The organism is Litorimonas sp., from assembly GCA_029936425.1.
In the GTDB taxonomy this organism is placed as follows: Bacteria; Pseudomonadota; Alphaproteobacteria; order Caulobacterales; family Maricaulaceae; genus Litorimonas.
This window is the reverse complement of record JAPYSU010000005.1, coordinates 166,798-189,201: the sequence shown is the minus strand read 5'-3', so window position 1 is coordinate 189,201 and position 22,404 is coordinate 166,798. Positions and strand designations below refer to the sequence as shown.

Annotated in this window: 26 protein-coding genes; 21 read left to right on the top strand and 5 right to left on the bottom strand. The window is 48.8% G+C overall.

Annotated elements, in window-relative coordinates:
- Nucleotides 1-38 precede the first annotated feature (38 nt).
- From ACN0IC_RS07080 to ACN0IC_RS07070, 3 genes are all read left to right on the top strand, one after another.
- Entirely contained in the window at nt 39-1,259 is a 1,221-nt protein-coding gene (locus tag ACN0IC_RS07080) for a CDP-glycerol glycerophosphotransferase family protein (protein WP_416878065.1), read from the top strand.
- Between the two features lie 76 nt (nt 1,260-1,335).
- Nucleotides 1,336-2,544 carry a class I SAM-dependent methyltransferase gene (locus ACN0IC_RS07075; RefSeq protein ID WP_416878064.1) on the top strand — a complete coding sequence of 403 codons (1,209 nt, stop codon included), beginning with the start codon at nt 1,336-1,338 and terminating at the stop codon, nt 2,542-2,544.
- Between the two features lie 12 nt (nt 2,545-2,556).
- Entirely contained in the window at nt 2,557-3,375 is an 819-nt protein-coding gene (locus tag ACN0IC_RS07070) for an aspartyl/asparaginyl beta-hydroxylase domain-containing protein (RefSeq protein WP_416878063.1), read from the top strand.
- A 14-nt stretch (nt 3,376-3,389) separates the two neighbouring features.
- Here the strand turns inward: ACN0IC_RS07070 and ACN0IC_RS07065 are convergent, their stop codons facing one another.
- On the bottom strand, nt 3,390-3,932 hold the full coding sequence (locus tag ACN0IC_RS07065) for a helix-turn-helix domain-containing protein (RefSeq protein ID WP_416878062.1): 543 nt from the start codon (nt 3,930-3,932) through the stop codon (nt 3,390-3,392).
- 334 nt (nt 3,933-4,266) lie between these two features.
- Here ACN0IC_RS07065 and ACN0IC_RS07060 point away from each other — a divergent pair, with 334 nt between their 5' ends.
- Nucleotides 4,267-4,467, top strand: a complete 201-nt coding sequence (locus tag ACN0IC_RS07060) for a phosphoglycolate phosphatase (RefSeq protein ID WP_415811080.1) — start codon at nt 4,267-4,269, stop codon at nt 4,465-4,467.
- A gap of 66 nt (nt 4,468-4,533) precedes the next feature.
- Here ACN0IC_RS07060 and ACN0IC_RS07055 read toward each other — a convergent pair whose 3' ends face one another.
- Nucleotides 4,534-5,244, bottom strand: coding sequence for an HAD-IA family hydrolase (locus ACN0IC_RS07055; protein WP_416878061.1), 711 nt, complete (start codon nt 5,242-5,244; stop codon nt 4,534-4,536).
- A 109-nt stretch (nt 5,245-5,353) separates the two neighbouring features.
- Here ACN0IC_RS07055 and glmU point away from each other — a divergent pair, with 109 nt between their 5' ends.
- The 14 genes from glmU to secF all read left to right on the top strand — a co-directional run bounded on the left by glmU (nt 5,354) and on the right by secF (nt 17,883).
- Nucleotides 5,354-6,700, top strand: coding sequence for a bifunctional UDP-N-acetylglucosamine diphosphorylase/glucosamine-1-phosphate N-acetyltransferase GlmU (gene glmU, locus ACN0IC_RS07050; protein ID WP_416878060.1), 1,347 nt, complete (start codon nt 5,354-5,356; stop codon nt 6,698-6,700).
- The gene (gene rpiA, locus ACN0IC_RS07045) at nt 6,700-7,410 is read left to right on the top strand and encodes a ribose-5-phosphate isomerase RpiA (protein WP_416878088.1); all 711 of its coding nucleotides are present in this window, start codon (nt 6,700-6,702) and stop codon (nt 7,408-7,410) included. The genes glmU and rpiA overlap by 1 nt, the downstream gene beginning before the upstream one ends.
- A 56-nt stretch (nt 7,411-7,466) precedes the next feature.
- Complete coding sequence (gor, locus tag ACN0IC_RS07040) at nt 7,467-8,849, top strand: glutathione-disulfide reductase (protein WP_416878059.1); 1,383 nt, start codon at nt 7,467-7,469, stop codon at nt 8,847-8,849.
- Nucleotides 8,850-8,993: 144 nt separating this feature from the next.
- Nucleotides 8,994-9,761 (top strand): SPOR domain-containing protein, encoded by a 768-nt coding sequence (locus tag ACN0IC_RS07035; RefSeq protein WP_416878058.1) that lies wholly within the window; start codon nt 8,994-8,996, stop codon nt 9,759-9,761.
- A gap of 1 nt (nt 9,762) precedes the next feature.
- Nucleotides 9,763-10,773 (top strand): beta-N-acetylhexosaminidase, encoded by a 1,011-nt coding sequence (nagZ, locus tag ACN0IC_RS07030; RefSeq protein ID WP_416878057.1) that lies wholly within the window; start codon nt 9,763-9,765, stop codon nt 10,771-10,773.
- Nucleotides 10,770-11,591, top strand: coding sequence for a segregation and condensation protein A (locus ACN0IC_RS07025; protein ID WP_416878056.1), 822 nt, complete (start codon nt 10,770-10,772; stop codon nt 11,589-11,591). Before nagZ ends, ACN0IC_RS07025 begins: the two co-directional genes overlap by 4 nt.
- The gene (scpB, locus tag ACN0IC_RS07020; RefSeq protein ID WP_416878055.1) at nt 11,591-12,340 is read left to right on the top strand and encodes an SMC-Scp complex subunit ScpB; all 750 of its coding nucleotides are present in this window, start codon (nt 11,591-11,593) and stop codon (nt 12,338-12,340) included. Before ACN0IC_RS07025 ends, scpB begins: the two co-directional genes overlap by 1 nt.
- A 98-nt stretch (nt 12,341-12,438) precedes the next feature.
- The gene (gene tatA / locus ACN0IC_RS07015; protein ID WP_416878054.1) at nt 12,439-12,648 is read left to right on the top strand and encodes a twin-arginine translocase TatA/TatE family subunit; all 210 of its coding nucleotides are present in this window, start codon (nt 12,439-12,441) and stop codon (nt 12,646-12,648) included.
- Nucleotides 12,649-12,705: 57 nt separating this feature from the next.
- The gene (gene tatB, locus ACN0IC_RS07010; protein WP_416878053.1) at nt 12,706-13,107 is read left to right on the top strand and encodes a Sec-independent protein translocase protein TatB; all 402 of its coding nucleotides are present in this window, start codon (nt 12,706-12,708) and stop codon (nt 13,105-13,107) included.
- Nucleotides 13,104-13,931, top strand: coding sequence for a twin-arginine translocase subunit TatC (tatC, locus tag ACN0IC_RS07005; protein WP_416878052.1), 828 nt, complete (start codon nt 13,104-13,106; stop codon nt 13,929-13,931). Before tatB ends, tatC begins: the two co-directional genes overlap by 4 nt.
- A 106-nt stretch (nt 13,932-14,037) precedes the next feature.
- On the top strand, nt 14,038-14,763 hold the full coding sequence (locus tag ACN0IC_RS07000; protein ID WP_416878051.1) for a LysM peptidoglycan-binding domain-containing protein: 726 nt from the start codon (nt 14,038-14,040) through the stop codon (nt 14,761-14,763).
- Nucleotides 14,764-14,902: 139 nt separating this feature from the next.
- On the top strand, nt 14,903-15,229 hold the full coding sequence (gene yajC / locus ACN0IC_RS06995) for a preprotein translocase subunit YajC (RefSeq protein ID WP_416878050.1): 327 nt from the start codon (nt 14,903-14,905) through the stop codon (nt 15,227-15,229).
- A gap of 50 nt (nt 15,230-15,279) precedes the next feature.
- Complete coding sequence (secD, locus tag ACN0IC_RS06990) at nt 15,280-16,893, top strand: protein translocase subunit SecD (protein ID WP_416878049.1); 1,614 nt, start codon at nt 15,280-15,282, stop codon at nt 16,891-16,893.
- A 12-nt stretch (nt 16,894-16,905) separates the two neighbouring features.
- A complete protein-coding gene (gene secF / locus ACN0IC_RS06985) occupies nt 16,906-17,883 on the top strand; it encodes a protein translocase subunit SecF (RefSeq protein WP_416878048.1) in 978 nt (325 codons plus the stop codon).
- Here secF and ACN0IC_RS06980 read toward each other — a convergent pair.
- From ACN0IC_RS06980 to ACN0IC_RS06970, 3 genes are read right to left on the bottom strand one after another with little or no spacing between them, the layout of a single operon-like run.
- Nucleotides 17,880-18,182 (bottom strand): S24 family peptidase, encoded by a 303-nt coding sequence (locus ACN0IC_RS06980; protein ID WP_416878047.1) that lies wholly within the window; start codon nt 18,180-18,182, stop codon nt 17,880-17,882. The genes secF and ACN0IC_RS06980 overlap by 4 nt on opposite strands.
- Before the next feature lie 10 nt (nt 18,183-18,192).
- Entirely contained in the window at nt 18,193-18,684 is a 492-nt protein-coding gene (gene sodN / locus ACN0IC_RS06975) for a superoxide dismutase, Ni (protein ID WP_416878046.1), read from the bottom strand.
- A gap of 10 nt (nt 18,685-18,694) precedes the next feature.
- On the bottom strand, nt 18,695-18,901 hold the full coding sequence (locus tag ACN0IC_RS06970) for a hypothetical protein (protein ID WP_416878045.1): 207 nt from the start codon (nt 18,899-18,901) through the stop codon (nt 18,695-18,697).
- 121 nt (nt 18,902-19,022) lie between these two features.
- Between ACN0IC_RS06970 and ACN0IC_RS06965 the strand changes: the two genes are divergently transcribed.
- Genes ACN0IC_RS06965 through ACN0IC_RS06955 form a run of 3 tightly spaced genes read left to right on the top strand, consistent with a single transcriptional unit; the run spans nt 19,023 to nt 22,402 of the window.
- On the top strand, nt 19,023-19,784 hold the full coding sequence (locus ACN0IC_RS06965; protein ID WP_416878087.1) for a squalene/phytoene synthase family protein: 762 nt from the start codon (nt 19,023-19,025) through the stop codon (nt 19,782-19,784).
- A 24-nt stretch (nt 19,785-19,808) separates the two neighbouring features.
- Nucleotides 19,809-21,902, top strand: a complete 2,094-nt coding sequence (locus ACN0IC_RS06960) for a DUF4401 domain-containing protein (RefSeq protein WP_416878044.1) — start codon at nt 19,809-19,811, stop codon at nt 21,900-21,902.
- The gene (locus ACN0IC_RS06955; RefSeq protein WP_416878043.1) at nt 21,899-22,402 is read left to right on the top strand and encodes a GDYXXLXY domain-containing protein; all 504 of its coding nucleotides are present in this window, start codon (nt 21,899-21,901) and stop codon (nt 22,400-22,402) included. Before ACN0IC_RS06960 ends, ACN0IC_RS06955 begins: the two co-directional genes overlap by 4 nt.
- Nucleotides 22,403-22,404: the final 2 nt, after the last annotated feature.

Below are 22,404 nucleotides of genomic sequence, written 5' to 3'. Positions count from 1 at the left end.
ACCGTAGTCACAGAAGTGTCACGGGGGATCCCAGAGTTATGGCAGAATATGCAGATGCAGTTCCCAGCCTGAAAATCGGTTTTATTTATAATCATGAGGTTCCTCACCAGGTTGCTCATACGGCGCCTATCTTGAAGGAATTGCTTCTAAGGTATCCGGAGCTGGATATTGACGTTTTGGCCTCGACAGAGGAACAAACACAGCTTGTTAAGTCTGGTTTGGGACCGGAACTGGTTAAAAAGACCGGGTTTATAGACCTTGAAGTCGGAAAAGCGGATCGGGGCGTTCTGAAAGCGGCCAATGCAGTTGCTCCAGCCCGCCGAATTGCAATTTTGAAAAACAATCTGGATATTTTTAGAAAATATGATGTTTTCGTTGTACCGGAATCTACATCATTGATCCTAAAATCGCAATTTGGCTTGGATCATCTCAAATTCATTTTGACCCACCATGGGGCAGGGGACCGCTCTGTGACTGAAAAAGAGTCGATTCGGGATTTCGACTTTGTGTTAGTTCCTGGAGAAAAGCTCAAAAAACGTCATCTCGAAAGAGGACTTATCCGCAAAGGTAATTACGCGGTTTGTGGCTATCCAAAATTTGATTTCGTTCCTCACACGCCTGCAAATATGAATTTCTTCGAGAATGACAATCCGATTGTCATTTATAACCCTCACTTCGATCCGCATCTATCGTCTTGGTATGAAATGGGGACGGACGTACTTGAGGCGTTCTTGAATGCGCCGGATATTAATCTGATTTTTGCGCCGCACATCATGCTATTCCAACGTAAGCTCCATACATCTGTTGAGCATAAACGTGTCAAATACCGTAAGAGCCTCCCTAAGCGGTTTCATGAGGCTCCTAATATTCATATTGATTTAGGCTCCACGAAAAGTGTCGATATGACTTATACGCGCAGCGCCGATATATATTTGGGCGATGTCAGCTCTCAAGTTTATGAATTTTTGGAACGTCGTCGTCCAACTGTTTTCCTCAATAGCCACGAGGCCGATTGGGCCGGAAACCCCTTTTACATGAGCTGGACAACGGGACCTGTGCTAAATGGTGTGGAAAATTTGATTGAGACTATACGCGAAGCAGAGGCTACGCATGATAAGTACCTTCCGGCACAAAACTTTGCATTTGAAGAAACTTTCGAATTTTTTGATGGTAAGGCGTCTGCCGTAGCGGCCGATTCCATTGCAGAATTTCTGAAATATCAGTCCTGCGCAGAAGTGGAGCTGGAAGCGGCGGAATAAGCCATTCACTTTCGTGGATAAGTCTATTCACGATAAATTGCGTGTTCATTAGATTTAGTCCATTTATACAAATGCGATGAGACTACTAAATTCCATGATGTCCCGATTTGTAAAAGTCGGCCAGTTAACAATCATAGACGCGGACGGGAACCATCACGTTCATGGCCCCGGAGGCGAGCCCCGGGCCACCATTCGTCTGACGGATAAAACTCTTTACCGAACACTGTTTTTAAACCCCGAATTGAAGGCCGGCGAGGCTTATATGGACGGGACATTGATTTGCGAAGAGGGCGGCATTCGGGATCTACTGAAAGTTTTTCTTCATAACCGTGGGGGCCTGCGCAGTCACCCCATTCAAAAGGTTTTAAACCGGACGCTCAAAAAACTTAAAAAACTGCATCAGCGAAACAAGAAATCAAATGCTCGAACGAATGTGCAGCATCACTATGACCTGTCTAATGATTTCTATCGCTTGTTCCTAGACGAAGACCTTCAATATAGCTGTGCCTATTGGCCGAGCCTCGATATCACCCTTGAAGAGGCTCAACGGCTCAAGAAGAAGCATATTGCTGAGAAACTCTGCCTCAAACCCGGTCAAACCGTCCTGGACATTGGCTGTGGATGGGGCGGTATGGCAATCTACCTTGCTCAAAGCTATGACGTTAAGGTTGTCGGCGCGACGCTTTCAGATGAGCAGTTGTCTCTTGGCCGAGAAAGGGTGAAAGAGCTTGGCTTGGAAGACAAAGTAGATTTAAGGCTTGTCGACTATCGCGATTTGGATCAAAATTTTGACCGTATTGTAAGCGTAGGCATGTTTGAACATGTTGGTGTTGCCCATTACGAAGAATATTTCTCAAAAATCAAAAGTCTTCTTACCGAAGACGGTATAGCGCTTGTGCACTCAATCGGCCGTAAAGGCGGGCCGGGGACCACCGGCGCTTGGATTCGCAAGTACATCTTTCCGGGAGGGTATTCCCCGGCGCTCTCAGAAACTTTTGCTGAAATTGAAAAAGCTAAATTGTGGGTGACTGACTGTGAAATATTACGTCTGCATTATGCCTATACATTGGCTAAATGGAACAAACGCTTTCAGGCCAATAGAGAACAAATCGCCGTCATGTTTGACGAACGGTTTTGCCGTATGTGGGAGTTCTATCTTGTTATAAGCGAATTCTCATTCCTTTACGGCAATCATATGAATTTCCAGATTCAGCTTACCAAAGATGTGCATGCCGCACCGATTACACGGAATTACATGATGGACGATGCGGCCGTTTCGGGTTAAGCGGCGCTCATTATGGTAGAGACAGTCGATAAACCGAAAAACCTTTCTAATCCGCGGCGGGCCTTTGTTAAAAAGACCGGGAAGAAGCTAGTCCGGAAAATTGCGGCCTTCCAGTCAAGGCAATCCATTGTTCCGGATACGCCGAAAATCGATAATTCTTATTTTCCGTTTCTGAGCGAATTTACGGATAATTGGAAAACGATTCAGGGCGAGGCCAAAGAGGTTTTGAAATTTCGCGAAGCCATACCGGGTTTTCAGGAAATCTCACCCGATCAGTACCGGCTAGCCAAAGAGCAAAACTGGAAGACTTTTGTTCTATTTGGTTTTGGAGAGCGTTTGGAAAAAAATGCATCCTTGGCGCCTAAAACAGCTGAAATACTTGAGCGCGTTCCAAATTTGCAAACCGCCATGTTCTCCATACTTGCTCCCGGATATCATATTCCGGCGCATAAAGGGGTCACTAAAGGCATTCTTCGCTCGCATATTGGCCTCATTATTCCAAAAGATCGTGAAAAATGCCGAATTCGCGTCGACGACACCATTACGGCCTGGAAAGAGGGCGAAATTTTTGTGTTTGATGACACATTTGAGCATGAAGTCTGGAATGATACGGACGAAGAACGCGTGATTTTGCTGTTTGACTTTGACCGCCCGATGAAATTTTGGGGTCGTTTCTTGAACAAGACATTCCTTCAAATTATGAAGCTCACGGCATTTTACCAAGATCCGAAAAAGAATCTGCAAACTGCAGAAGACCGTCTGGAGGCGGCTATTCGTCAGGCTGATGCCAATATGGAAGCGATGTCCGATCCGGCAGAACGGCGGAAGTAGCCCTGCCAGTGGCTCTAATGTGATTGAATTGAATAAATGAGCCGTCCAATAGGCTTCAAATCAGGGTTTTCCAACCCGCCTCCATCCACTAGCGAAAGCATATTACCGATTTGAACTAAAAACCGAGCATTTGCAGCGGGTTTTGCTTTTTTATCAAAAATCAGTATGGAGTCCCTGGCGAACTCTTTATGATCCAGTGAATCTAGAGCGAATAATTCCTCGAGCTCAATCGCCAGGCTAAGATAGCGTGTGGGCTGGGCATTTGCGAAAGACTTGGCATTTGCTGTCCATTCAAAAATCGGAATGTGCCTAATCGGGGTGTTCAGGTGCTGGTAGACAGGACTTCGGCCTGCTGGAAGTTCACCGGAAAGTAGCCAAACCGAGTCGACGCCCAGACAATCCGCAATTTTCTCGAGCGCGTCTTTACGAGGAATATGTCCTCCGCGCTCCCAATTCGCGATGGTTGGCTGACTCACCCCGCATCGATCCGCCATGTCTGCCTGCGACAATCCGAGCTTTTTTCGGTGTTGTTTTATTCTCGAATGTAGATTAGGCATCGCGCCACCAACTGCTTATAGACTGTGTTTATAAGTTAAGTTTATTTAATCTCGCCTGCAAGAGCTCTCTACAGCTCATTAATTAGGGTTAAACGAGGCTAAATTCACTGTGAAGGACTTGCTTGTTTGGAAAATATGTCTATTTCGGCGCGTTCTAAATGAGGGCTGTGCGTTTAAGTGTATTAAGATGACAAAGAATTTATAAGAAAAACCTATAAGTTTTCTTGAATGAATGGCGTCAATGCTTATCTACAGTTCACGGATGATGATTCAACAGTCAGCGAATGAGACCCATAACTCGTTTGTTGATAGATAAAAACTGAAAGAGGATACCATGAAAGGTGACTATTGCACGCGCGAAGGCGCTGAAAAATTAAAAGAACAAATCGAAGCTTACTGGGCTGAACGCGGTCATGATGTCCGTATCAACTTGGTTCAGGGCGGATTTTTGGCGTCTATGCGGTCTGCCCGTACAGATGTTCGTTCTAATATGGTGAACGGCGTTCCAACGAAATCTACTGAAAACTTCGCATAATTCTTTTAAAGTTTGATTGAACAAAACCGCCCTTATGGGGCGGTTTTTTTATGCGCCGATATTAAGCTAGAGTTTTGACAAAATAGTGGGAATATCTCTGAAGTTATTGAGCGCATAAGTCGGTTTAAGGCGGTTTGCATTAATAGGCGTATAACCATATCTCATCAGGATTGTGGGTACTTTGGCATTATGTCCTGCACGAATGTCCGGAAAGCTGTCTCCGATCATGACAATGCGTTTTCCTTTTCGGTTCGGGCCGGCTGCTTGCAGTAAATGCCGGGCGTCAGGTTTGGCCTTGGGTGCTTCATCACCGCCAACAATGATTTTGAAGTATTTGGTTAAATTGAGTTTTTCCAATAGGGGGCGCGCGAGATAGCCCGGCTTATTCGTGCAGATTGAGAGAGTTGCGCCCCCGCGTTTTAAATGCCTCAGCGTTTCGACCACGCCGGGAAAGGGGCGGCTATGTTCGGTGAGCGTCTCGGCATATCGGGAAAGGAACCATTGTTGCAATTCTGTCAAACGATCCTCCGAGACGGTATGATTTCCCCGCTTCATCGCGCTGGCAATCAATTTTTTCGAACCATAGCCGACTTCCCGTCGAGCGGTTTTAAAGTGTGTCTGTGGAAGTCCTTCAAGGGCGATGGTCTCGTTTGTAACTCGAATCAAGTCAGGCGCTGTATCGACCAACGTACCGTCCAGATCGAGACAAAGAATGAAATTGTTATAGGGCAGGGCGACTGTCCCGGAAGCCGAATTCTTTGATATCATGACCGTCATGAGAGAAAGACCTCAGTTAAACTAAAATTATCGGGTGCAGTGTCCCCGAACTTTCGCTAAGCCCAATGCGATAGTAGAAACCCTGTAATTGTCAAACACCCAGGATTTTATGCAAAATCGTGCCGCCATTATTCTCGCCGCCGGAAAAAGCACACGCATGCAGTCAAACATGTCAAAGGTTCTGCATCCGGTTGGCCGTCGCCCGCTGTTGGAATGGGTCGGCGCTCTGGCTACGACAGCCGGTGTTAACAAGACAATTTGTGTTGTCGGTGAAGGAAATGAAGACGTCAGAGCCGCGGCTGAAAAACTGGGGTTTGATATCGCGGTACAGGAGCCTCAGCTAGGAACGGCCCACGCCGTTGACGCAGCTCGTAAAGCTTTAGAAGACTTTGAGGGGCAGGTTGTCGTGCTTTACGCCGATACGCCCCTTATCCGACCAGAAACATTATCAAAAGTATTTGACCGGTTGGAGGACAGCGCTGACCTTGTTGTCATGGGCTTCAAGGCCGCAGATCCGGGTTCCTATGGCCGACTGATCGTTGAGGGGGATGGATCTCTCCAGGCAATTGTCGAAGCGAAAGACAGCTCGGAAGAGCAGCTGAAAATTGATATTTGCAATAGCGGCGTCATGGCCGGAGACTGCAAATCCATTTTTGAGGCAATCTCAAAAGTTGGGAATAATAACGCGAAGAATGAGTACTACCTCACTGATATTGTTGAAATATTGAAGTCCTCTGGCAAACGGTCCGAAGTTATAACGGCAGATGAAAATGAAGTGCTAGGCGTCAATGATCGCACGGATTTGGCCAATGCCGAAGCGTCATTCCAAAAGGTCATGCGTGAGAATGCCATGCAAAGCGGTGTGAGTTTGAAACATCCCGAAACCGTCTTTTTCTCATATGACACCGTTTTGGAAAAAGATGTCACAGTCGACGCCAATGTCGTATTCGGCCCCGGCGTAACGGTTCGATCCGGCGCCGTAATCCATAGCTTCAGTCACATTGAGGGCGCCGAAATTGGGGAGGGAGCTCAAATCGGGCCATTTGCCCGTCTTCGTCCCGGTACAGTTCTCCATAGTGACACCAAGGTTGGCAATTTCGTTGAGACCAAAAAGGCAACAATCGGAACAGGCAGCAAAATCAATCACCTCTCCTACATAGGGGACGCAGAGATTGGGGCAGGGGTTAACATTGGCGCCGGCACGATCACTTGTAACTATGATGGTTTTGACAAGCATAAAACCCATGTGAAGGACGGGGCTTTTATTGGTACGCATTCATCTCTGGTGGCGCCTCTCACAATTGGTAAGGGGGCGTATCTGGGATCCGGGGGCGTGATTACCAAAGACGTTCCGGATAACGCTTTAGCCATTGCCCGGGCTGAGCAGGTGCATAAGCCCGAATGGGCAGAGCGTTACCGCGCCGCGAAAGCAAAACGAAAAGAGTCAAAAGGATAATCCGCATGAATGTGGCGAAAGAAAATGCCGCCTTGGCGGCGCTTGAATTTGTGAAAGATGGTATGGTTCTGGGGCTGGGCTCAGGATCAACAGCTGAGATTTTTATCGAGCAGCTTGGTGAAAAAGTGGCCGGAGGATTACGGGTTCAAGGCATCCCAACATCTGACCGAACCGCAGAATGCGCCAAAGAAGCCGGTGTCCCTCTCATCGCAGCGGACAAAATACGCTCAATTGATTTGACGATTGACGGCGCAGATGAGGTAGACCCGGCCTTTTCACTCATCAAAGGCGGCGGAGCTTGCCTTTTGCGTGAAAAAATTATTGCCCATGCATCCGCTAAGATGGTTGTGATCATCGATGCGAGCAAAATGGTGGAAAACCTCGGAGCCTTCCCTCTCCCGATAGAGGTAGACCCCTTTGGGCTGACTCTAACTGCGGATAAAATTTATGAAGCCTTGAAAGACACGGGATGCCGGGAAGCCCAAACAGTTCTCCGCCAGGCCAAAGACGGAAGTGGTCCACTGGTCACAGATGGGGGACATTGGATACTGGATAGTAAATGTGAACATATTGCGTCGCCTTTCGAGACAGCCAAAGCGCTCTCCTCCATTCCCGGCGTGATGGAGCACGGCCTTTTTATTGATCTGGCGGATACGATCATAATAGGAGAGGTCGATCACGCGAAAGTTATGGAATTGGCCAAGAACTAGGCCAATCGCTTCCTACATATACATGATAGAACAGAACGATTTCCGAGAGAAATATTATGAGTGATTACGATTTTGACCTATTTGTTATTGGCGCGGGGTCCGGCGGAGTCCGGGCCGGACGTTTAGCGGCCCAGCTTGGCAAAAAAGTGGGGGTGGCCGAAGAAAGTCTTCCTGGCGGGACCTGTGTCGTTCGCGGCTGCGTTCCTAAAAAATATCTGGTGTATGGGGCTGACTTTGGAGGCGCCATCAAGGACGCGAAAAAATATGGTTGGAATATCGGTGATGTCAGTTTTGATTGGCCGGCCTTACGGGATTCCATTCAAAAAGAGGTTTCCCGTCTTTCAGGTATTTATTCAACCTTATTGGAAAAAAACGGTGCTGAGGTCTTCCGCGAACGCGCCGAATTTGTGGATGAGCACACAGTCAAACTCGTTAAGAGCGGTAAGACAAAGACGGCCAAGACGATCTTGATCGCCACAGGGGGGCGGCCTTGGGCCCCGGAAATGCCTGGAATAGAACATGCAATTGTTTCCGACGATGCCTTTACTCTCGACGAGCTGCCTGAACGGGTTTTGATCATCGGCGGGGGATATATTGCCTGTGAATTTGCCGGTATCTTTTCCGGGCTTGGCTGCAAAACAACTCAGGTTTATCGTGGCGGGCGCCTTTTGCGTGGCTTTGATCCGGAAATTCGGGATGAGGTTGGGATTGCTCAGGAAAATAATGGTATAACGATCAAATTCAATGCCTCTCCTACGGGCATCAAGAAAACCGGAGGCGGCTTTATCGTGACTTTCGATGACGGCTCCAAAATCGGTACGGATTTGGTTTTCATGGCGACAGGACGCAAACCGAACACAAATGGCCTCGGTCTCGAAAATGCAGGCGTTGAAATCGCAGAGAACGGCGCGGTCAAAGTCGATAAATATTCAAAGACATCCAAAGCCAATATTTATGCTGTTGGTGATGTTACTGACCGGGTGAATTTGACGCCTGTGGCTATTCGCGAAGGCATGGCATTTATCGAAACTGTCTTTAAAAAGAATAAAACCGCTTATGATCATAACGATGTTCCCAGCGCAGTGTTTACACGCCCTCCTATTGGTGTCGTCGGCTTGACTGAACCTGAAGCCCGCGAAAAATTCGGTGACGATGTAAAGGTTTACTGCACCCACTTCCGGACGATGAAAAACGTATTGGCCGAAAAGTCTCAAAGAGTTTTCATGAAACTGATTACATCCGGAGAAGAAGAAAAGGTTGTCGGAATTCACATTCTGGGCGATGATAGCGCAGAGATGATACAGGCTTTGGGAATTTGTGTGAAAGCCGGTTTGACCAAGGAAACATTTGATAAAACCTGTGCGGTTCATCCTACAACCGCCGAAGAAATCGTGACGTTAAAGCCAAAAGAGCCGAACAAAAATACTATTGTGTCATAATTTTACCCGATTAGCCCATTTTACTAAGGGTTAACGACAGGTTTTATACAGTCACGGCTTTAAAACTCCATCCGGCTGGCCCAAACTCCAACGGGCTTGCGTATGATTCGGACAGAGCCGTTCAGGAACGGGGAAGGGAACAAAATGACATCGAACAAAGATCAGTTTTCCCCTGACATGATGACAGAGGATGAAACCCTTACGCCTTTTGACGTACGGGACAGTTCCGGACGTCAGGGATTGATAAAGCTTATAATCGGTACCGTTGTCCTACTGGCAATCGCTTTTTTGCTTCTCAAATTTTATCAGCCCGGAACACGGGACCGCGACGCGCCGCCCCTGATAACAGCAGAAAACACGCCTTTTAAAGTGACGCCAGAGGATCAGGAGGGGCTTCAGGCTCCGGATCAGGATCGCGGGGTTTTTGACGTCATGAATGGTCAGCCTCCTGAAGAAACGGTCACGGACACGCAGTCACCGGAAGTGCCGATCACGCTTCCAAAAAACCAACCCGCGGATATCCCGCCAAGTGGGGCGAATATACAGCTGGACCCACCGTCCAATACTTCGGAGGCAAATTCGAACGAAACCGAATCTCAGCCTCAAATAGAAGTTGAGCCTGAACCGGCCCCTGTCTCCCCTCAGCCTCGAACCGGCGGAAGCGAGTTTGTTGTTCAGGTAGCCTCTGTCCGTTCAGAAGCAGACGCCCAAAAGGTCTGGAATGAATTAGAGCAGCGCTTCGCATCACTTCTTCCGGGCGGCGTCTATGTTGATATCAAACGCGTCAATCTGGACGAGAAGGGGATTTACTACCGCACACGGGTTGCTGGATTGGCAGATAAATCTGCCGCAAATTCACTTTGCAATTCCTTCAAAGGATCTGGACAAGCCTGTTTCGTGACAACCAAATAAAATGAACCCTCTTTCCGTCATTCTCGGTCTATCCGGTCCGTCTCTGACGGAAAGCGAGCGTGTGTTTTTCCGGGATGCCGACCCGTGGGGCTTTATTCTGTTTTCCCGAAACATTGAAACGCCAAAACAGGTTCAAAAGCTTTGTGCCCAGTTGCGTGAAAGCGTCGGTCGGGACTGTCTTATATTTATAGATCAAGAGGGCGGCCGGGTGCAGCGCTTGCGTCCGCCCCACTGGCCAGCATATCCGCCGGCTTCAAAATTCGGAAACCTTTACGACATTGAACCGGTAAAAGGGCGACGCTCCGCTTTTCTGGCTTACCGCCTGATTGCAGACGATCTGCGTCAATTGGGTATTACGGCGGATTGCGCCCCTGTATTGGATTTGCCGCAGCCCGGAGCGGACCCGATTATATCGGATCGGGCTTTTTCAACTCGAATAGACCCTATCATAGATATGGCCCATAGCTGCATGGCTGGGCTCATGATGGGAGGGGTGGCGCCGGTCATTAAGCATATACCCGGTCATGGCCGTGCAGAAGTAGATAGCCACAAGGCTCTGCCGAAAATTTCGACTGATCTATATACCCTTAAGGCTAGTGATTTTGTTCCTTTTCAGGCGTTTAGAGAGGCGCCCATGGCTATGACCGCTCACGCGGTTTATCTGGATCACTCCAAAAAAGCTGTCACTGTTTCAAAAAAGGCTATGAAAGACCTTATTCGTGACGCTATCGGTTTTGACGGGCTGGTGATGAGTGACGATCTCGATATGAAGGCTCTCAATGGCTCTCTAACACGTAAAACGGAGCGGGCTCTGGCCGCCGGATGCGACATTGCGCTTCAATGCTCCGGCAAAATGAAAGACATGGTTCAAGTGGTAAAAGGCGCCGCGGCGCTTGAAGGCGTCAGCTACCGCCGCGCGAAAGTTGCAGAAAATTGCACGAACTCCCTCGTGAAATTTGACAGAAAGTCTGCTGAAGCCGAATTCGCTGAGCTAATGGGCCAATTATCATGACAGCCGAAGACTTTCAGGAAGACCTGGACTTCGAAGCCGCGACGGATGCGTCTGACGAAGGGGAGGGCCTCATCCTCGACATTGATGGTTACGAAGGTCCCTTGCACCTTTTATTGGAGCTCGCCCGAAAGCAAAAAGTCGATCTCGCCCGTCTGTCGATCCTGGAACTTGCAGAACAATATATAGCCTTTATCAAGTCGGCTCAACACCTTCGGATTGAACTGGCGGCTGATTATCTGGTGATGGCGGCGTGGCTGGCTTATCTGAAATCCAAACTTATCCTGCCCAAGGACGATCAGGGCGAAGTCACCATGGAAGCCGAGGAAATGGCAGCGCATTTCGCGTTCCGTCTGGAGCGGCTTGCAGCGATGCGGGCGGCTGCCGAAGGGTTGTTCCGACTGCCGCAAATGGGTCAGAGCGTTCATAAACGAGGTATGCCTGAGGGCCTTCGGTCCCGAACCTCTCCACTTTATGAGGCCGAAATCTTTGATCTCCTGCAAGCCTACGGGACGTCCCGTTCGCGATCTGCCTTTAAGAATCATACCTTACCAAAGCCAAAAGTTTTGAGTCTGGAAGCCGCCAGAGAAAGATTGCGTCGTGCCTTGCAAAATTCCGGAACGTCTCTGGAGGAGTGGACCGCTTTGGACGGGCTTTTACCTCAAGTTACGGAACTTGATGTAGAGGTGCCAACGGCTTCCATCAAAGCCAGCTCTCTTCTTGCCAGCCTGGAGCTTGCAAAAGAGGGCGATATCGAACTTCGTCAATCCGGGGTTTTTAAGCCTATTTTTGTTCGTTCCAGACAGGGAGAGCGGTCCTGATGTCAAATTCATCCGATAGAGTGGAAAATGCCAAGTACGGCATTGAAAGCGGCATTGTCCAAATAAGCGACCGTTTGAAGACACCCCATAATGTTGAAACGATTGAGGCGAATCTCCGATTGCTTGAAGCGCTTTTGTTTGCAGCAGTAGAGCCCATTGATACGCAAACCCTTAGAGATCGAATGCCGGATGACGCCGATGTCGGCGCTCTGCTCGCCCGTCTGACACGAGATTATGCTGGCCGCGGCGTTCATTTGGTCCGGGTGGCCGATAAATGGCGGTTTCAAACTGCGCCCGATCTAGAACATCATTTGACAGACGTAAAAGAAGCGCCTCGGAAACTCTCTAACGCCGCTCTCGAAACGCTGGCGATTATTGCCTATCATCAGCCCGTAACACGCGCCGAAATAGAAGACGTCAGAGGCGTGGCCGTCAGCAAGGGCACACTTGACGTTCTGATGGAGCTCAGCTGGGTCAGATTACGCGGACGGCGCCGTACGCCGGGGCGCCCAGTCACCTATGGCACGACTGACGAGTTTCTGGCCCACTTTAATCTTGAAACAATAACGGATTTGCCCGGACGGGATGACCTTAGATCTGCCGGACTTCTTGATCCTCGTCTTCCAAAAGATTTTGAGATGCCGGAGCCAAAAATGATGGATGATATTAATACAGACGAAGACCCACTTGAAATGGAAACCGAAGACCCTAATTTCTTCGAGGATTTCCTCGAAGAGGACGACGATTAGACCAATTCGTCTAACGCTTTTTTGTTTGAATTACAGATTCCCTTTGTTGCGCCAAACCTCGTAGAGCGTTAAGCTAAGTCTCAAATAAAGGATATGGTATGGCTCTCGGTCCCTGGCAGATTTTGATAATTCTTGTAATTGCAGTGCTTGTCTTTGGCGGGCGCGGCAAGATTAGCTCGATCATGGGAGATATGGGCAAGGGTATTACCAGCTTTAAAAAAGGGCTGAAAGACAGTTCAGAGGAAGAAAAAGACGCTTCGGAGGACGCCATAAACGTAACTCCGAAGAAAGAGAAAACGTCTAAATAATCTCGCCGACCGAACCGTTTACCGGGCATGATAGCCTGAACCTATAGGGGCTTTCCAATGCTTCCGCAGCTTGGTTTCGCAGAAATGATTGTGCTGGCGCTCCTGGCCATTATCGTGGTCGGACCAAAAGACTTGCCAAAACTAATGCGGAGTTTTGGGAATATCATGGCGAAGATCAGAGGGTTGGGGCAAGAGTTTAAAGACGCTTTCGATGAAATGGGCGCCGAAGATGAAATCGCCGAGATGCGGAAAGAACTGGAAGACCTTAAGAAAATGGGGTCTGTAAAATCCCTGACCGGTGATTTGGAAGAAGAGATGAGGGCGCTTGACCGGGATTTGCGAAGCTCCGCAGACCCAAAGTCGAAATCAAATCCCAAATCCCAAACAAATCCTGAGTTGCAAGTTAAGCCCGAATCTGAAGAGTCCCGTCCCGAGACACGGCCGGAGTCTTCCGAGTGAGCGGCACGAAGGCAATTGAAACAGATGATGAAGTGGACGCAAGCCGGGCGCCGCTTATGGATCATTTGTTAGAGCTTCGCTCTCGACTCATTCGATGCGTGCTGGCTCTGATTATTGGCTGTGTCGTCTGTATTCCGTTTTTAAGGCAAATCATACAAGGTCTGATGTGGCCGTTTGAGCAAGCAATGCTCAAATATAACGCCGCTCAATTCAAGGCGGGCTTTCCTGAAATTGATCTTGGCTTGATTGCGACCCATCCACTCGAAACATTTTTCGTGAAGCTTAAGATCGCCCTTTTTGGCGGAATTATTCTCGCCTTTCCTGTCTTTGCCTATCAAATTTACCGTTTTATCGCCCCAGGCCTTTACCGAAATGAGCGCGGCGCGTTCTTACCTTATCTAATTCTATCTCCTCTGCTTTTTGTTCTGGGGGCGTCCCTCGTATTCTATTTTGTTTTTCCTTACGTGATGGAATTCGCTTTAAACCAGCAAGCCATAGGAGAAGGGCAACGCATTGATCTGATGACAAAGATCAGTGATTATTTGAGTCTGGCCATGACCTTGTTTTTGGCGTTTGGCTTATCTTTTCAGCTTCCCGTTATTCTGTCTCTTTTAGGCCGGGTTGGGATCGTCAATTCAAAACAGCTTAAATCAGCCCGTAAATATGCTCTCTTCGGTATTGCCGTCTTCGCCGCCTTTGTGACGCCGCCCGACCCGATCACTCAGATTGTGCTCGGTCTGGCAATATATACATTATACGAAATCTCCATTCTCTCGGTCAGACTTCTTGAGAAAAAACTGGAAGAGGAGGAGGGGCAGTCTTAACAGGTTTGCAGGCTTAAATTATAAATGATTTAAGGATTGAAAACGCTTTCTTAACCCTGTTTCTTCATAAGGCGCTGATTAAATATGCTTTTCAGAGGGCAAGCTCATGCGTAAATTTTTACTTTTCGCGACATCCGCGTCTATACTTTTAACGGCGACAGCCTCATCGGCGCAGGATAATGTAGCTCAAGATGATCGATTTAAACCTCGCATCTATGGCGGCGCGGTTGCAACGTCCGAAGCGGAATCTGTCAAAGCCGGAGCACCGGCATCCGATGCTCAGATTGAACGCGTGATAGAAGAAGCCTACCGCGTCAGAAAATATCAAGGCGTAGGAGGCGGCGCAACGCCGGCCCAATCCGCGCCGCAAGCCACACCCGCCCAGAAAGTCTCGGCGAGTGCCAATGAAGCTCTTTCTCATAAAGTAAAACAGGGCGACACACTTTATAATCTATCCAAACGTTACAATGTGAAAGTTGAGGCCCTTCAGGAGGCGAATAATATCTCTGATAACAAGATTGAGATCGGGCAATCCCTTACTATACCGAAAAATTCCGGGACTCTGACGCAAGCAAGTACAGCTTCAGAAACTATTGTTGCGGAGAACCGGGTTGAGACAAAAGACCCGAAAGTGAAACGGGTAGTTTTACCTGTTCATGCCGAAACGGACACAATATATGCCGTTTTACCAAAGGACACGCTTTACAGCATATCAAAACGTAGCTGTGTGAAAGTTGGCGCACTGGTTGATGCTAACGGTCTTTCCAATCCCAATGTGCTCAAGCCTGGGCAAAAGCTGAAAGTGCCGGAGGGTCACTGCCTGGATCGCTAAAAGCTTCTTCAATATGTGAATAACCATCAGGCATTACAGTTTTGCCGCCGCTCTGCGTTGCAATCAATATTGATATCCCTATATAGGCGCAGATGAACGACGCTTTTTTGAGCGTTCAATTTTAATTTGGGGACTCAATATGTTCGCATTGATTATGCAATCCGCACCATCGGGTGGGGCCTTAGGTGGAGCCGTTGGGTCCATTTTACCGTTTATCCTAATCGGTTTGATTTTTTACTTTTTGATTATTCGCCCGCAAAACCAACGGGTGAAAGCACATAAGCAGCTTTTATCCGAGATCGTCCGAGGCGATACGGTCGTCACGAATGGCGGTCTTATCGGAAAAGTCAAACGAGTCGATGAAGATGAATTGACCGTGACCTTTGGTGAAAATGACATAAAAGTGGTTCGGACAATGATTGCAGACGTTAGAAACCGGACCGTCGCTGCAAACGACAAGAAATAATGCTTATATCCCGCCGCGCAGTGTCGCGGCGTCTTTTTAGGGCCTGATAAATGCTGTTTTTCTCCCGCTGGAAGATCATAATGATAATGGGCGCAGTTGTGCTGGGCCTCTTATTTGCCTTGCCAAACGCGCTTCCCTCGAATGTGCGGGAGAACCTTCCTGCCCCGATGCAGCGCACGATAAATCTTGGTCTCGATCTTCAGGGCGGGGCGCATATGCTGCTCGAAGTCGATTTGACGAGCGTTTTGGAGCAAGCCCTTGATAATGAACGGGAAAATATTCGTATCGGCTTTTCCGACGAACGGATTCGGGCTGAGTTTATTCGGGTTGAAGACAATGCTGTCGTCGGACGCTTGCGCGACGCTGCAGATATGCCGGCAGCCTTAACGGTTTTACGCTCCCAATCCGAAGTGATTGACCAAACGGCCCTTAATCAAGACCGGACGACCTCTGTCGAACAGATCGGCGACAAGGGATTTCGCGTCGAAATTACGGACGCCAATATTGAAGCCATTCAGACCCGTACGATCGCCCAGTCAATCAATGTTCTGCGCCGCCGGATTGATCCGACAGGCACAACAGAAATGACTTTGGCCAGAGAAGGGGATGATCGCATTCTCCTTCAAATTCCGGGCGCTAAGGATATTGACGAAATTAAAGACCGTATTAACAAAACGGCCAACCTTTCATTCCACATGGTCAGAAAAGAATCTGACAGCGAACGCATGATCCAACAGGCTGTCGAGGCGGGTCGCGTTCCTCCAGGCGCGGCTTATTTTCCTATGCAGGATGGTTTTAGCGGATTGATCGTAGATAAACGGACGCGCATTACGGGTGAGTGCCTGAAATCCTCATCAGAGGGGCTTCATCCGCAAGGGAACTACCCGATTGTTAACTTCAACTTTAACATCAAATGCGCCCGTCTGTTCGGGGATCTTACAGCTCAGAATGTTGGTCAGAGATTTGCCGTTGTTCTCGACGGAGAAATCATAACGGCCCCCCGCATTAATGGCGCGATTCCCGGCGGATCCGGCTTTATCGAAGGTAGCTTTACAATTGAAAGCGCGCGAGAGCTTTCACTTCTTCTCAACGCCGGGGCATTGCCTGCAAAACTGATTATTGTGGAAGAACGGACGGTCAGTGCCGAGCTCGGCAATGACTCCATTCAGGCCGGTAAAATTGCGTCCATTTTGGGTCTTATCGGTGTGGCAGCCTTTATGTGGCTCTCTTACGGCGCCCGTTTTGGTACAATTGCGAATTTGGCTTTGACAGTGAATATTGTCCTTATCGCGGCCTCGCTTTCACTGTTTGGTGCAACCCTAACTCTGCCGGGCATAGCCGGTATTATTCTGACGATCGGTATGGCTGTGGATGCCAATGTGTTGATTTTCGAGAGGATAAGGGAAGAGGTCTTCCAGGGAAGGCCGCCTGTCAATGCGATTGAAACAGGGTATCGCAGATCGCTCGCGCCTATTCTGGATGCTAACATCACGACATTGATCGCCGCTGTGACTCTTTACTTTGTGGGGTCTGGGCCAATCCGGGGATTCGCTGTGACGCTCGCAATTGGTATTGTCATGAGCGTCTTTACCGCTGTTATTTTTGCACGTTTGCTGACCGCCACTTGGTTGCGCCGCTCACGTCCTAAAACTTTGCCGATTTAGAAGGGCAGACTCATGAAGGATATTTCTCTTGTCCGGTTCCTGCCTGTGGAACCCAAAGTCCCATTTATCAACCTTAGAACGATTGCCGGAGCTCTGTCTGTGTTGGCAATCATTGCCTCCATTTTTCTCTTCGCCACGCGCGGGCTGAATTACGGTATTGATTTTACCGGCGGGACCGTGATCGAGCTGGATTTTGGCGAAGCCCCTGATCCCGACGGCATTCGTGATACGATGGTTGATCTCGGCTATACCGGAGCGACCGTGCAAAATATCGCGCCGCCTTCTACGGAAGGGGTTGATTATGAATTTGTGCGAGTCGGTATACCTCTACAGCCTGAAACCGAGGAAACCGGGGCGACGGCGCAGCAAGACGCGCTTAATGAAGTCAAAGCCGGGCTGGCGGAAAGCGTCGGGGAATTCAGCGTCTACAACCAGGGCGTCGTCGGATCCAAAGTTTCGGGTGAATTGCGGACGAAAGGCGCTTTGGCTGTTGGTCTCGCTCTCTTTATGGTGCTCGCTTATATCTGGTTCCGTTTTGAATGGCAGTTCGGACTCGGCGCTGTGTTGGCCCTGTTCCATGACGTTATTTTGACTATTGGTGTTTTCAGCCTGACGCAGATTGAGTTTAACCTCTCAATTATTGCCGCCATTCTAACAATTGTGGGCTATTCGCTTAATGATACTGTGATCGTCTATGACCGAATCCGTGAAAATTTACGTAAATATAAGAAAATGCCTCTGCCTGAACTTCTCAACCTCTCTATTAACGACACGCTGAGCCGAACCATTCTGACCTCCATGACCACGCTTCTGGCTCTGTCTGCGCTGTATTTTCTCGGCGGTGCGGGCCTTCGCGGGTTCTCCTTTGCCATGATCTGGGGCGTTTTCGTCGGAACCTACTCGTCAATCTTTGTTGCCTCACCCCTGTTGCTGATTTTGAAGTTCAAGCGCGGCGTCAATACAGGAAATCCAGAGCCGGCAGACGCCTAAAGCAGACGAACGCTTTTGGGTGATATTTTTAAAACTGCGCGCCCGGTAATATCATTCGGGCGGGTTGGCCCTAGAGTTTCTGTCGAAGTTGACTCTGGGCTGTCTCCGGAAAACCAAAGGCCTTTTTCATTGACTCTGCTCAGGCGCTTTATGATTTGGCCTAATCGGAGATGATCTATGACATAAATTAAACCCGGCTGCGGTTTTATCCGCGACCGGGCTTTTTTGATAAGTATGTAATCGCCATTTACCAGAGTAGGGGACATGCTGTCCCCCTCCACGCGGATCAGGCGGAACATGAAGTCGGGCCTAGAGGTCGGGTTCGACAACCTCGACTTTAGGCTCGTAAGGACAAACAACCTTCTTCGTCTTGATGCCTTTCATGTCCCAGAAAACTTCCGCAAATTCATTGCAGGCGTCGACCAATTTTACGCCGTCTTCGCGGTGCAAATCCTGCTTACAGGCAGAGGCGGCGAGCATGATGTTGTGCGCCAGCTCATGAGCATTTGGATGCTTTTTTAGCTTGTCGCCTTTCATGAAATCACCCCAGATGATGCGGGTCTGATGCTTGGTGTTCTCGGCCATCTCTTCTTTTTTGGCCGTGTTCCGAGCTGCCTGCATGGCGAACGCCGTGTCTGAAAGACCCTTGTCTTTAAGCCCCAAAAGAATATCCATCTGGCGCAGCGTGGAAACCGCATAATAGGTCACGATACGTGCATCATAAATACCACAAGGAATATCGCAGTGAGCAGAGGCGCCTTCGATTTTGTCGTCAAACTTTGAAATTAAATTGTGTAACATGAAAATCTCCTTATGCGCGATTTCGAAGGGCTTTAAAGGCAAAATAGCCAAGGCCTGCCAAAGCGACGACCGTCAGAGTTCCATGTACCGGACTGGACAGGAAATGAACGATTTGCTCAAATCCTGACATGGTCATATGTCCGCCATCCGCGAAGGCTGGCGAGGCAAATCCTGTAAGAGCGGCTGTGGCCGCTGCGATTTTTGCTGATTTAATCATAGAAAGGCTCTCTCTTCCGTGTTGAAATTACTATACCCTCTTGTGTAGGGCTTATGGATTTTGACTACAAGGGTATGATTAGCATTACGCGCGAGAACGCAAATCGTTGGAATAATTTTTGATGACATTTCAGTTGCATGAAGAGGTTCTATTCCGGGTTAAGAAGGCCGATCCGGATCGGGTAAGGGCTGCCTATTTTGCCGAAGAAGAGGCAAGGCAGCGTTTAATGTTGCTCTATGCGTTTCATCTTGAACTTGCAAAAGTGCCTGAATTGGTAAGCGAGCCCATGATTGGACAAATCCGATATCAGTGGTGGCGTGAAGCCATTACCGAAATTTACGAAACCGATGCGGTTCGCAAACACGAAATCACAACGCCGCTTCGCCGTCTTTTGCTGGAATATGACGTGCCTCGTTTCTGGCTCGACCAGCTTATTGACGGCCGGGAAAGAGACATTGACCCGAGGCCGTTTGAGACCCTCTCCGAAGCTCAGGAATATTGCGCCAATACCTCCGGGGTATTAATGAAAATTGCTGTGAAGCTATTTGGAATTGATCCGCAGGAAAGCGTTGTTGATGCGGGAATGGCTTGGGGCCTCACGGGGTTGGCGAGAGCTTACCCTTATTACCATCGAAGCATGTTAAGCGCCCTTTCTTTTGAGTCGCTCTGCGAAGCCGCGGACGAGAATTATCAATCTGCCAGAAACTCGATACATAAATTGGAAACAGAAGCCTTTCCGGCCGTCGCATATACTTCGCTCATAGGCCCATACCTCAAGAAAATGGGGCGCAAGGCATTTGATCCCAAAACCGAAGCGGTTACCTTTACGCCATTTGCCAAACAGACCCGCTTGCTAATCTCTGTTTTGAGGGGCAGAGTTTGATATAAATCGGAGCGGGAATTTTAAATGGCGTCAGAAAGAGTGGATGCAGATATTCTTCGGCCACTAGCCCATAGGGGTAAATTGTCGTCTAAGAAATATATTTCCGCTCTGGAAATATTTCGAGACGGGCTCTGGTGGGACAGATGGGCGCTCCGCACACTCTTTGCACTGGCCATTGGGCATATACTCGCCGGAATTATCTTTTTCTTTGCGCATAACTGGTTCGGCCTATCAGACAGTTTGAAATTCGGCCTTGTTGGCGGCGGAATCGGTCTAAGCGTCTTTCTCTGGATTGTCCTTGGCCTGGACAGTCTTGCCGGGAAGAGTTTCGGCATCGCTGCAACCGTTCTGGTCGGCGTGACGTTTGCAGTCTTCGGCCAAGTCTATCAAACGCCGGCTTTGCTCCACACCCCTTTTGTCCTCTGGGCATTAATGACCCTGCCTTTTGCAGCGGTTTCGCGTAATCTGGCACATTGGGCGGTTTGGATCGTTATCGCGCTCGTGGCCATGTTCGCCTATGCCGAGACCGGATTTTATATCGCAGGTCATCCTCTGGCCGCAGATATGCTCATTCTGGTTTCTGCGCTCCTCGCTATATTTAGCGTGATCGGAATAGATCAATTTATTCGGCCTCGATATCCATGGACGAGGGGTGCCTGGTTTCGTATTTTCCTCATATCCATTACGGCGGGATTGCTTGTGACAGCCTTTACGTCGACATTCTGGCCATGGCGAGCGGCAGAATTGAAGGCCTTATCCTACGGCTTGAGCTTAATGGCTTTTCTCGGCGCGCTCGGTGTGGGGCTTTACTTATACAAAGTCCGTTCAACTCTTGCCGAACTATCAATCACTACCTTTGCAATGACGATTATAGTCGTTCAAATCGTCATAAAACTTTTTCAGGATTCAGGCTGGCATTCAGGCGTCATATTGCTGGTTTTCCTGATATTCACTGGACTAACCGTTCTGCTCGGCGCTTTATTCAAACACTACATGCGGCTGACTCATGATGTGGTAAGCGCGCCTATCGATGAGGGTGAGGCCCCGCGTGAAGTGTCGCTTCCGCGCGCCTCCGAAATATTGTCAATTTCGGAGACAGAATTATCATCTCTACAGCAGGATATCGAATCAAAGGAAAATCCCTGGTATATTGAGACGTTTTTGGCCTTAGCCGGAATGGTGACGGCGGGGTTTGGGCTGGCTTTTTTCGGACTGATTTTCTCGTCTGTTTTGGACTTTGATAATTTTGGCCTTGCCTTGCTTATAGCGGGTGTGCCGCTTTATATCGGCGCCCTTATTTTAAGAAATAAGTCAAATCAGGGATATCTTCGGCATCTGTTGAATACCTTCCTCATGGTAGGGGCCGCCATGATTGTTGGCGGAATAGGGCTATCGCTTGAAGAAAACTCCTCTTTTAACTGGGGAGTACCTGTCTCGGCAGTGCTCCTTTTGGTAGTGTTGAATATCACCTTTGTCAGGGACGTTATAATTGAGTTTTTGTCTGCACTTATCGCTCTGGGCACACTCTATTTTTATCTCGGTTATGAACTGGAAATGGCTTATTTCGAGATTATTCTGGTGGCTTTGGCGACAGCCCTTGCCATGATTTTCTTGACTCATGTTTTGAAAAAACGGCTACTAACCGCGGCCGCTTCGGCGCTTCTGATCTATCCGGTTTTTGCCTCAATGTCGTTTGGCTTCGGCGGTGTGTTTGGGATTGAAAGCCCGATAGAAAGTTTGGAATGGACGCGCTATGCTTATTCTTTCGCGGGTGTCCTGATTGCAGCCGCGGCTATAGTCTATTTGAATGTCACCAACTCGGCGTTCAAAGCTTGGCGACCCCCAATTTTCGTCTTGATACCGCTCTTTATTGTCATGGGGCTGTTTCCCTTTGGCGGGGCGAGCGCGCTCCTCTTGATTTTGACCGGATATGTCCTGGGAAATAGAACCCTCGCCATTCTCGGTATTCTGCTGGAAATTTACTACCTCTACATGTTCTATTACGAACTTTCGATCTCACTTGGAACAAAGTCATATATTCTAATGGTGGTAGGTTTGGTGTTTCTGGCCATTTGGTATGTTGTGAACCGGCATCACGCGCAGGAGGCCTTGGCATGAAAATTATACGCCTCTTTATCATACTTGCCGCCACAACGGTCATAGCTTGGCTATTTAGCAGTCAAATCATGGCTCTGAATAAGGTGCGGACAGAAGGACAGACCGTCTATCTGGATCTACAGCCCGTCGATCCACGGGCGCTCATGCTCGGCGATTATATGCAACTCCGATATGCCGAGGAGCGCGTGCCGGACGGAATGGAGATAGACGAACTCCCTCCGAAAGGAGCCTTTATCATGTCATTGGACGATAATGATGTCGCGACTGTTTCAGGTTTAGCGTCAGAGGCTCCAATGGGGTCTAATGAAACAAGGTTCAATTACACGCGCACAAACCGAAGTCTGACTTTCGGCGCGCCCAGATTCTATTTCGAGAACGGCACAGCCGAGACCTATGAAAACGCCAGATATGGTGTATTTAAGGTCTCTCCGGAAGGGAAAGCCATTTTGGTCAATCTTGCAGATGAGGAATTCAAGGTCCTTCGACCGATATCAGAGTAATC

Excerpts from the sequence above, each read along its gene's own strand:
- ACN0IC_RS07080 (WP_416878065.1), top strand. The coding sequence starts at position 39 with ATGGCAGAATATGCAGATGCAGTTCCCAGCCTGAAAATCGGTTTTATT.
- ACN0IC_RS07075 (WP_416878064.1), top strand. The coding sequence starts at position 1,336 with ATGAGACTACTAAATTCCATGATGTCCCGATTTGTAAAAGTCGGCCAG.
- ACN0IC_RS07070 (WP_416878063.1), top strand. The coding sequence starts at position 2,557 with ATGGTAGAGACAGTCGATAAACCGAAAAACCTTTCTAATCCGCGGCGG.
- ACN0IC_RS07065 (WP_416878062.1), bottom strand. The coding sequence starts at position 3,932 with ATGCCTAATCTACATTCGAGAATAAAACAACACCGAAAAAAGCTCGGA.
- ACN0IC_RS07060 (WP_415811080.1), top strand. The coding sequence starts at position 4,267 with ATGAAAGGTGACTATTGCACGCGCGAAGGCGCTGAAAAATTAAAAGAA.
- ACN0IC_RS07055 (WP_416878061.1), bottom strand. The coding sequence starts at position 5,244 with ATGACGGTCATGATATCAAAGAATTCGGCTTCCGGGACAGTCGCCCTG.
- glmU (WP_416878060.1), top strand. The coding sequence starts at position 5,354 with ATGCAAAATCGTGCCGCCATTATTCTCGCCGCCGGAAAAAGCACACGC.
- gor (WP_416878059.1), top strand. The coding sequence starts at position 7,467 with ATGAGTGATTACGATTTTGACCTATTTGTTATTGGCGCGGGGTCCGGC.
- ACN0IC_RS07035 (WP_416878058.1), top strand. The coding sequence starts at position 8,994 with ATGACATCGAACAAAGATCAGTTTTCCCCTGACATGATGACAGAGGAT.
- nagZ (WP_416878057.1), top strand. The coding sequence starts at position 9,763 with ATGAACCCTCTTTCCGTCATTCTCGGTCTATCCGGTCCGTCTCTGACG.
- ACN0IC_RS07025 (WP_416878056.1), top strand. The coding sequence starts at position 10,770 with ATGACAGCCGAAGACTTTCAGGAAGACCTGGACTTCGAAGCCGCGACG.
- scpB (WP_416878055.1), top strand. The coding sequence starts at position 11,591 with ATGTCAAATTCATCCGATAGAGTGGAAAATGCCAAGTACGGCATTGAA.
- tatA (WP_416878054.1), top strand. The coding sequence starts at position 12,439 with ATGGCTCTCGGTCCCTGGCAGATTTTGATAATTCTTGTAATTGCAGTG.
- tatB (WP_416878053.1), top strand. The coding sequence starts at position 12,706 with ATGCTTCCGCAGCTTGGTTTCGCAGAAATGATTGTGCTGGCGCTCCTG.
- ACN0IC_RS07000 (WP_416878051.1), top strand. The coding sequence starts at position 14,038 with ATGCGTAAATTTTTACTTTTCGCGACATCCGCGTCTATACTTTTAACG.
- yajC (WP_416878050.1), top strand. The coding sequence starts at position 14,903 with ATGTTCGCATTGATTATGCAATCCGCACCATCGGGTGGGGCCTTAGGT.
- secD (WP_416878049.1), top strand. The coding sequence starts at position 15,280 with ATGCTGTTTTTCTCCCGCTGGAAGATCATAATGATAATGGGCGCAGTT.
- secF (WP_416878048.1), top strand. The coding sequence starts at position 16,906 with ATGAAGGATATTTCTCTTGTCCGGTTCCTGCCTGTGGAACCCAAAGTC.
- ACN0IC_RS06980 (WP_416878047.1), bottom strand. The coding sequence starts at position 18,182 with ATGTTCCGCCTGATCCGCGTGGAGGGGGACAGCATGTCCCCTACTCTG.
- sodN (WP_416878046.1), bottom strand. The coding sequence starts at position 18,684 with ATGTTACACAATTTAATTTCAAAGTTTGACGACAAAATCGAAGGCGCC.
- ACN0IC_RS06970 (WP_416878045.1), bottom strand. The coding sequence starts at position 18,901 with ATGATTAAATCAGCAAAAATCGCAGCGGCCACAGCCGCTCTTACAGGA.
- ACN0IC_RS06965 (WP_416878087.1), top strand. The coding sequence starts at position 19,023 with ATGACATTTCAGTTGCATGAAGAGGTTCTATTCCGGGTTAAGAAGGCC.
- ACN0IC_RS06960 (WP_416878044.1), top strand. The coding sequence starts at position 19,809 with ATGGCGTCAGAAAGAGTGGATGCAGATATTCTTCGGCCACTAGCCCAT.
- ACN0IC_RS06955 (WP_416878043.1), top strand. The coding sequence starts at position 21,899 with ATGAAAATTATACGCCTCTTTATCATACTTGCCGCCACAACGGTCATA.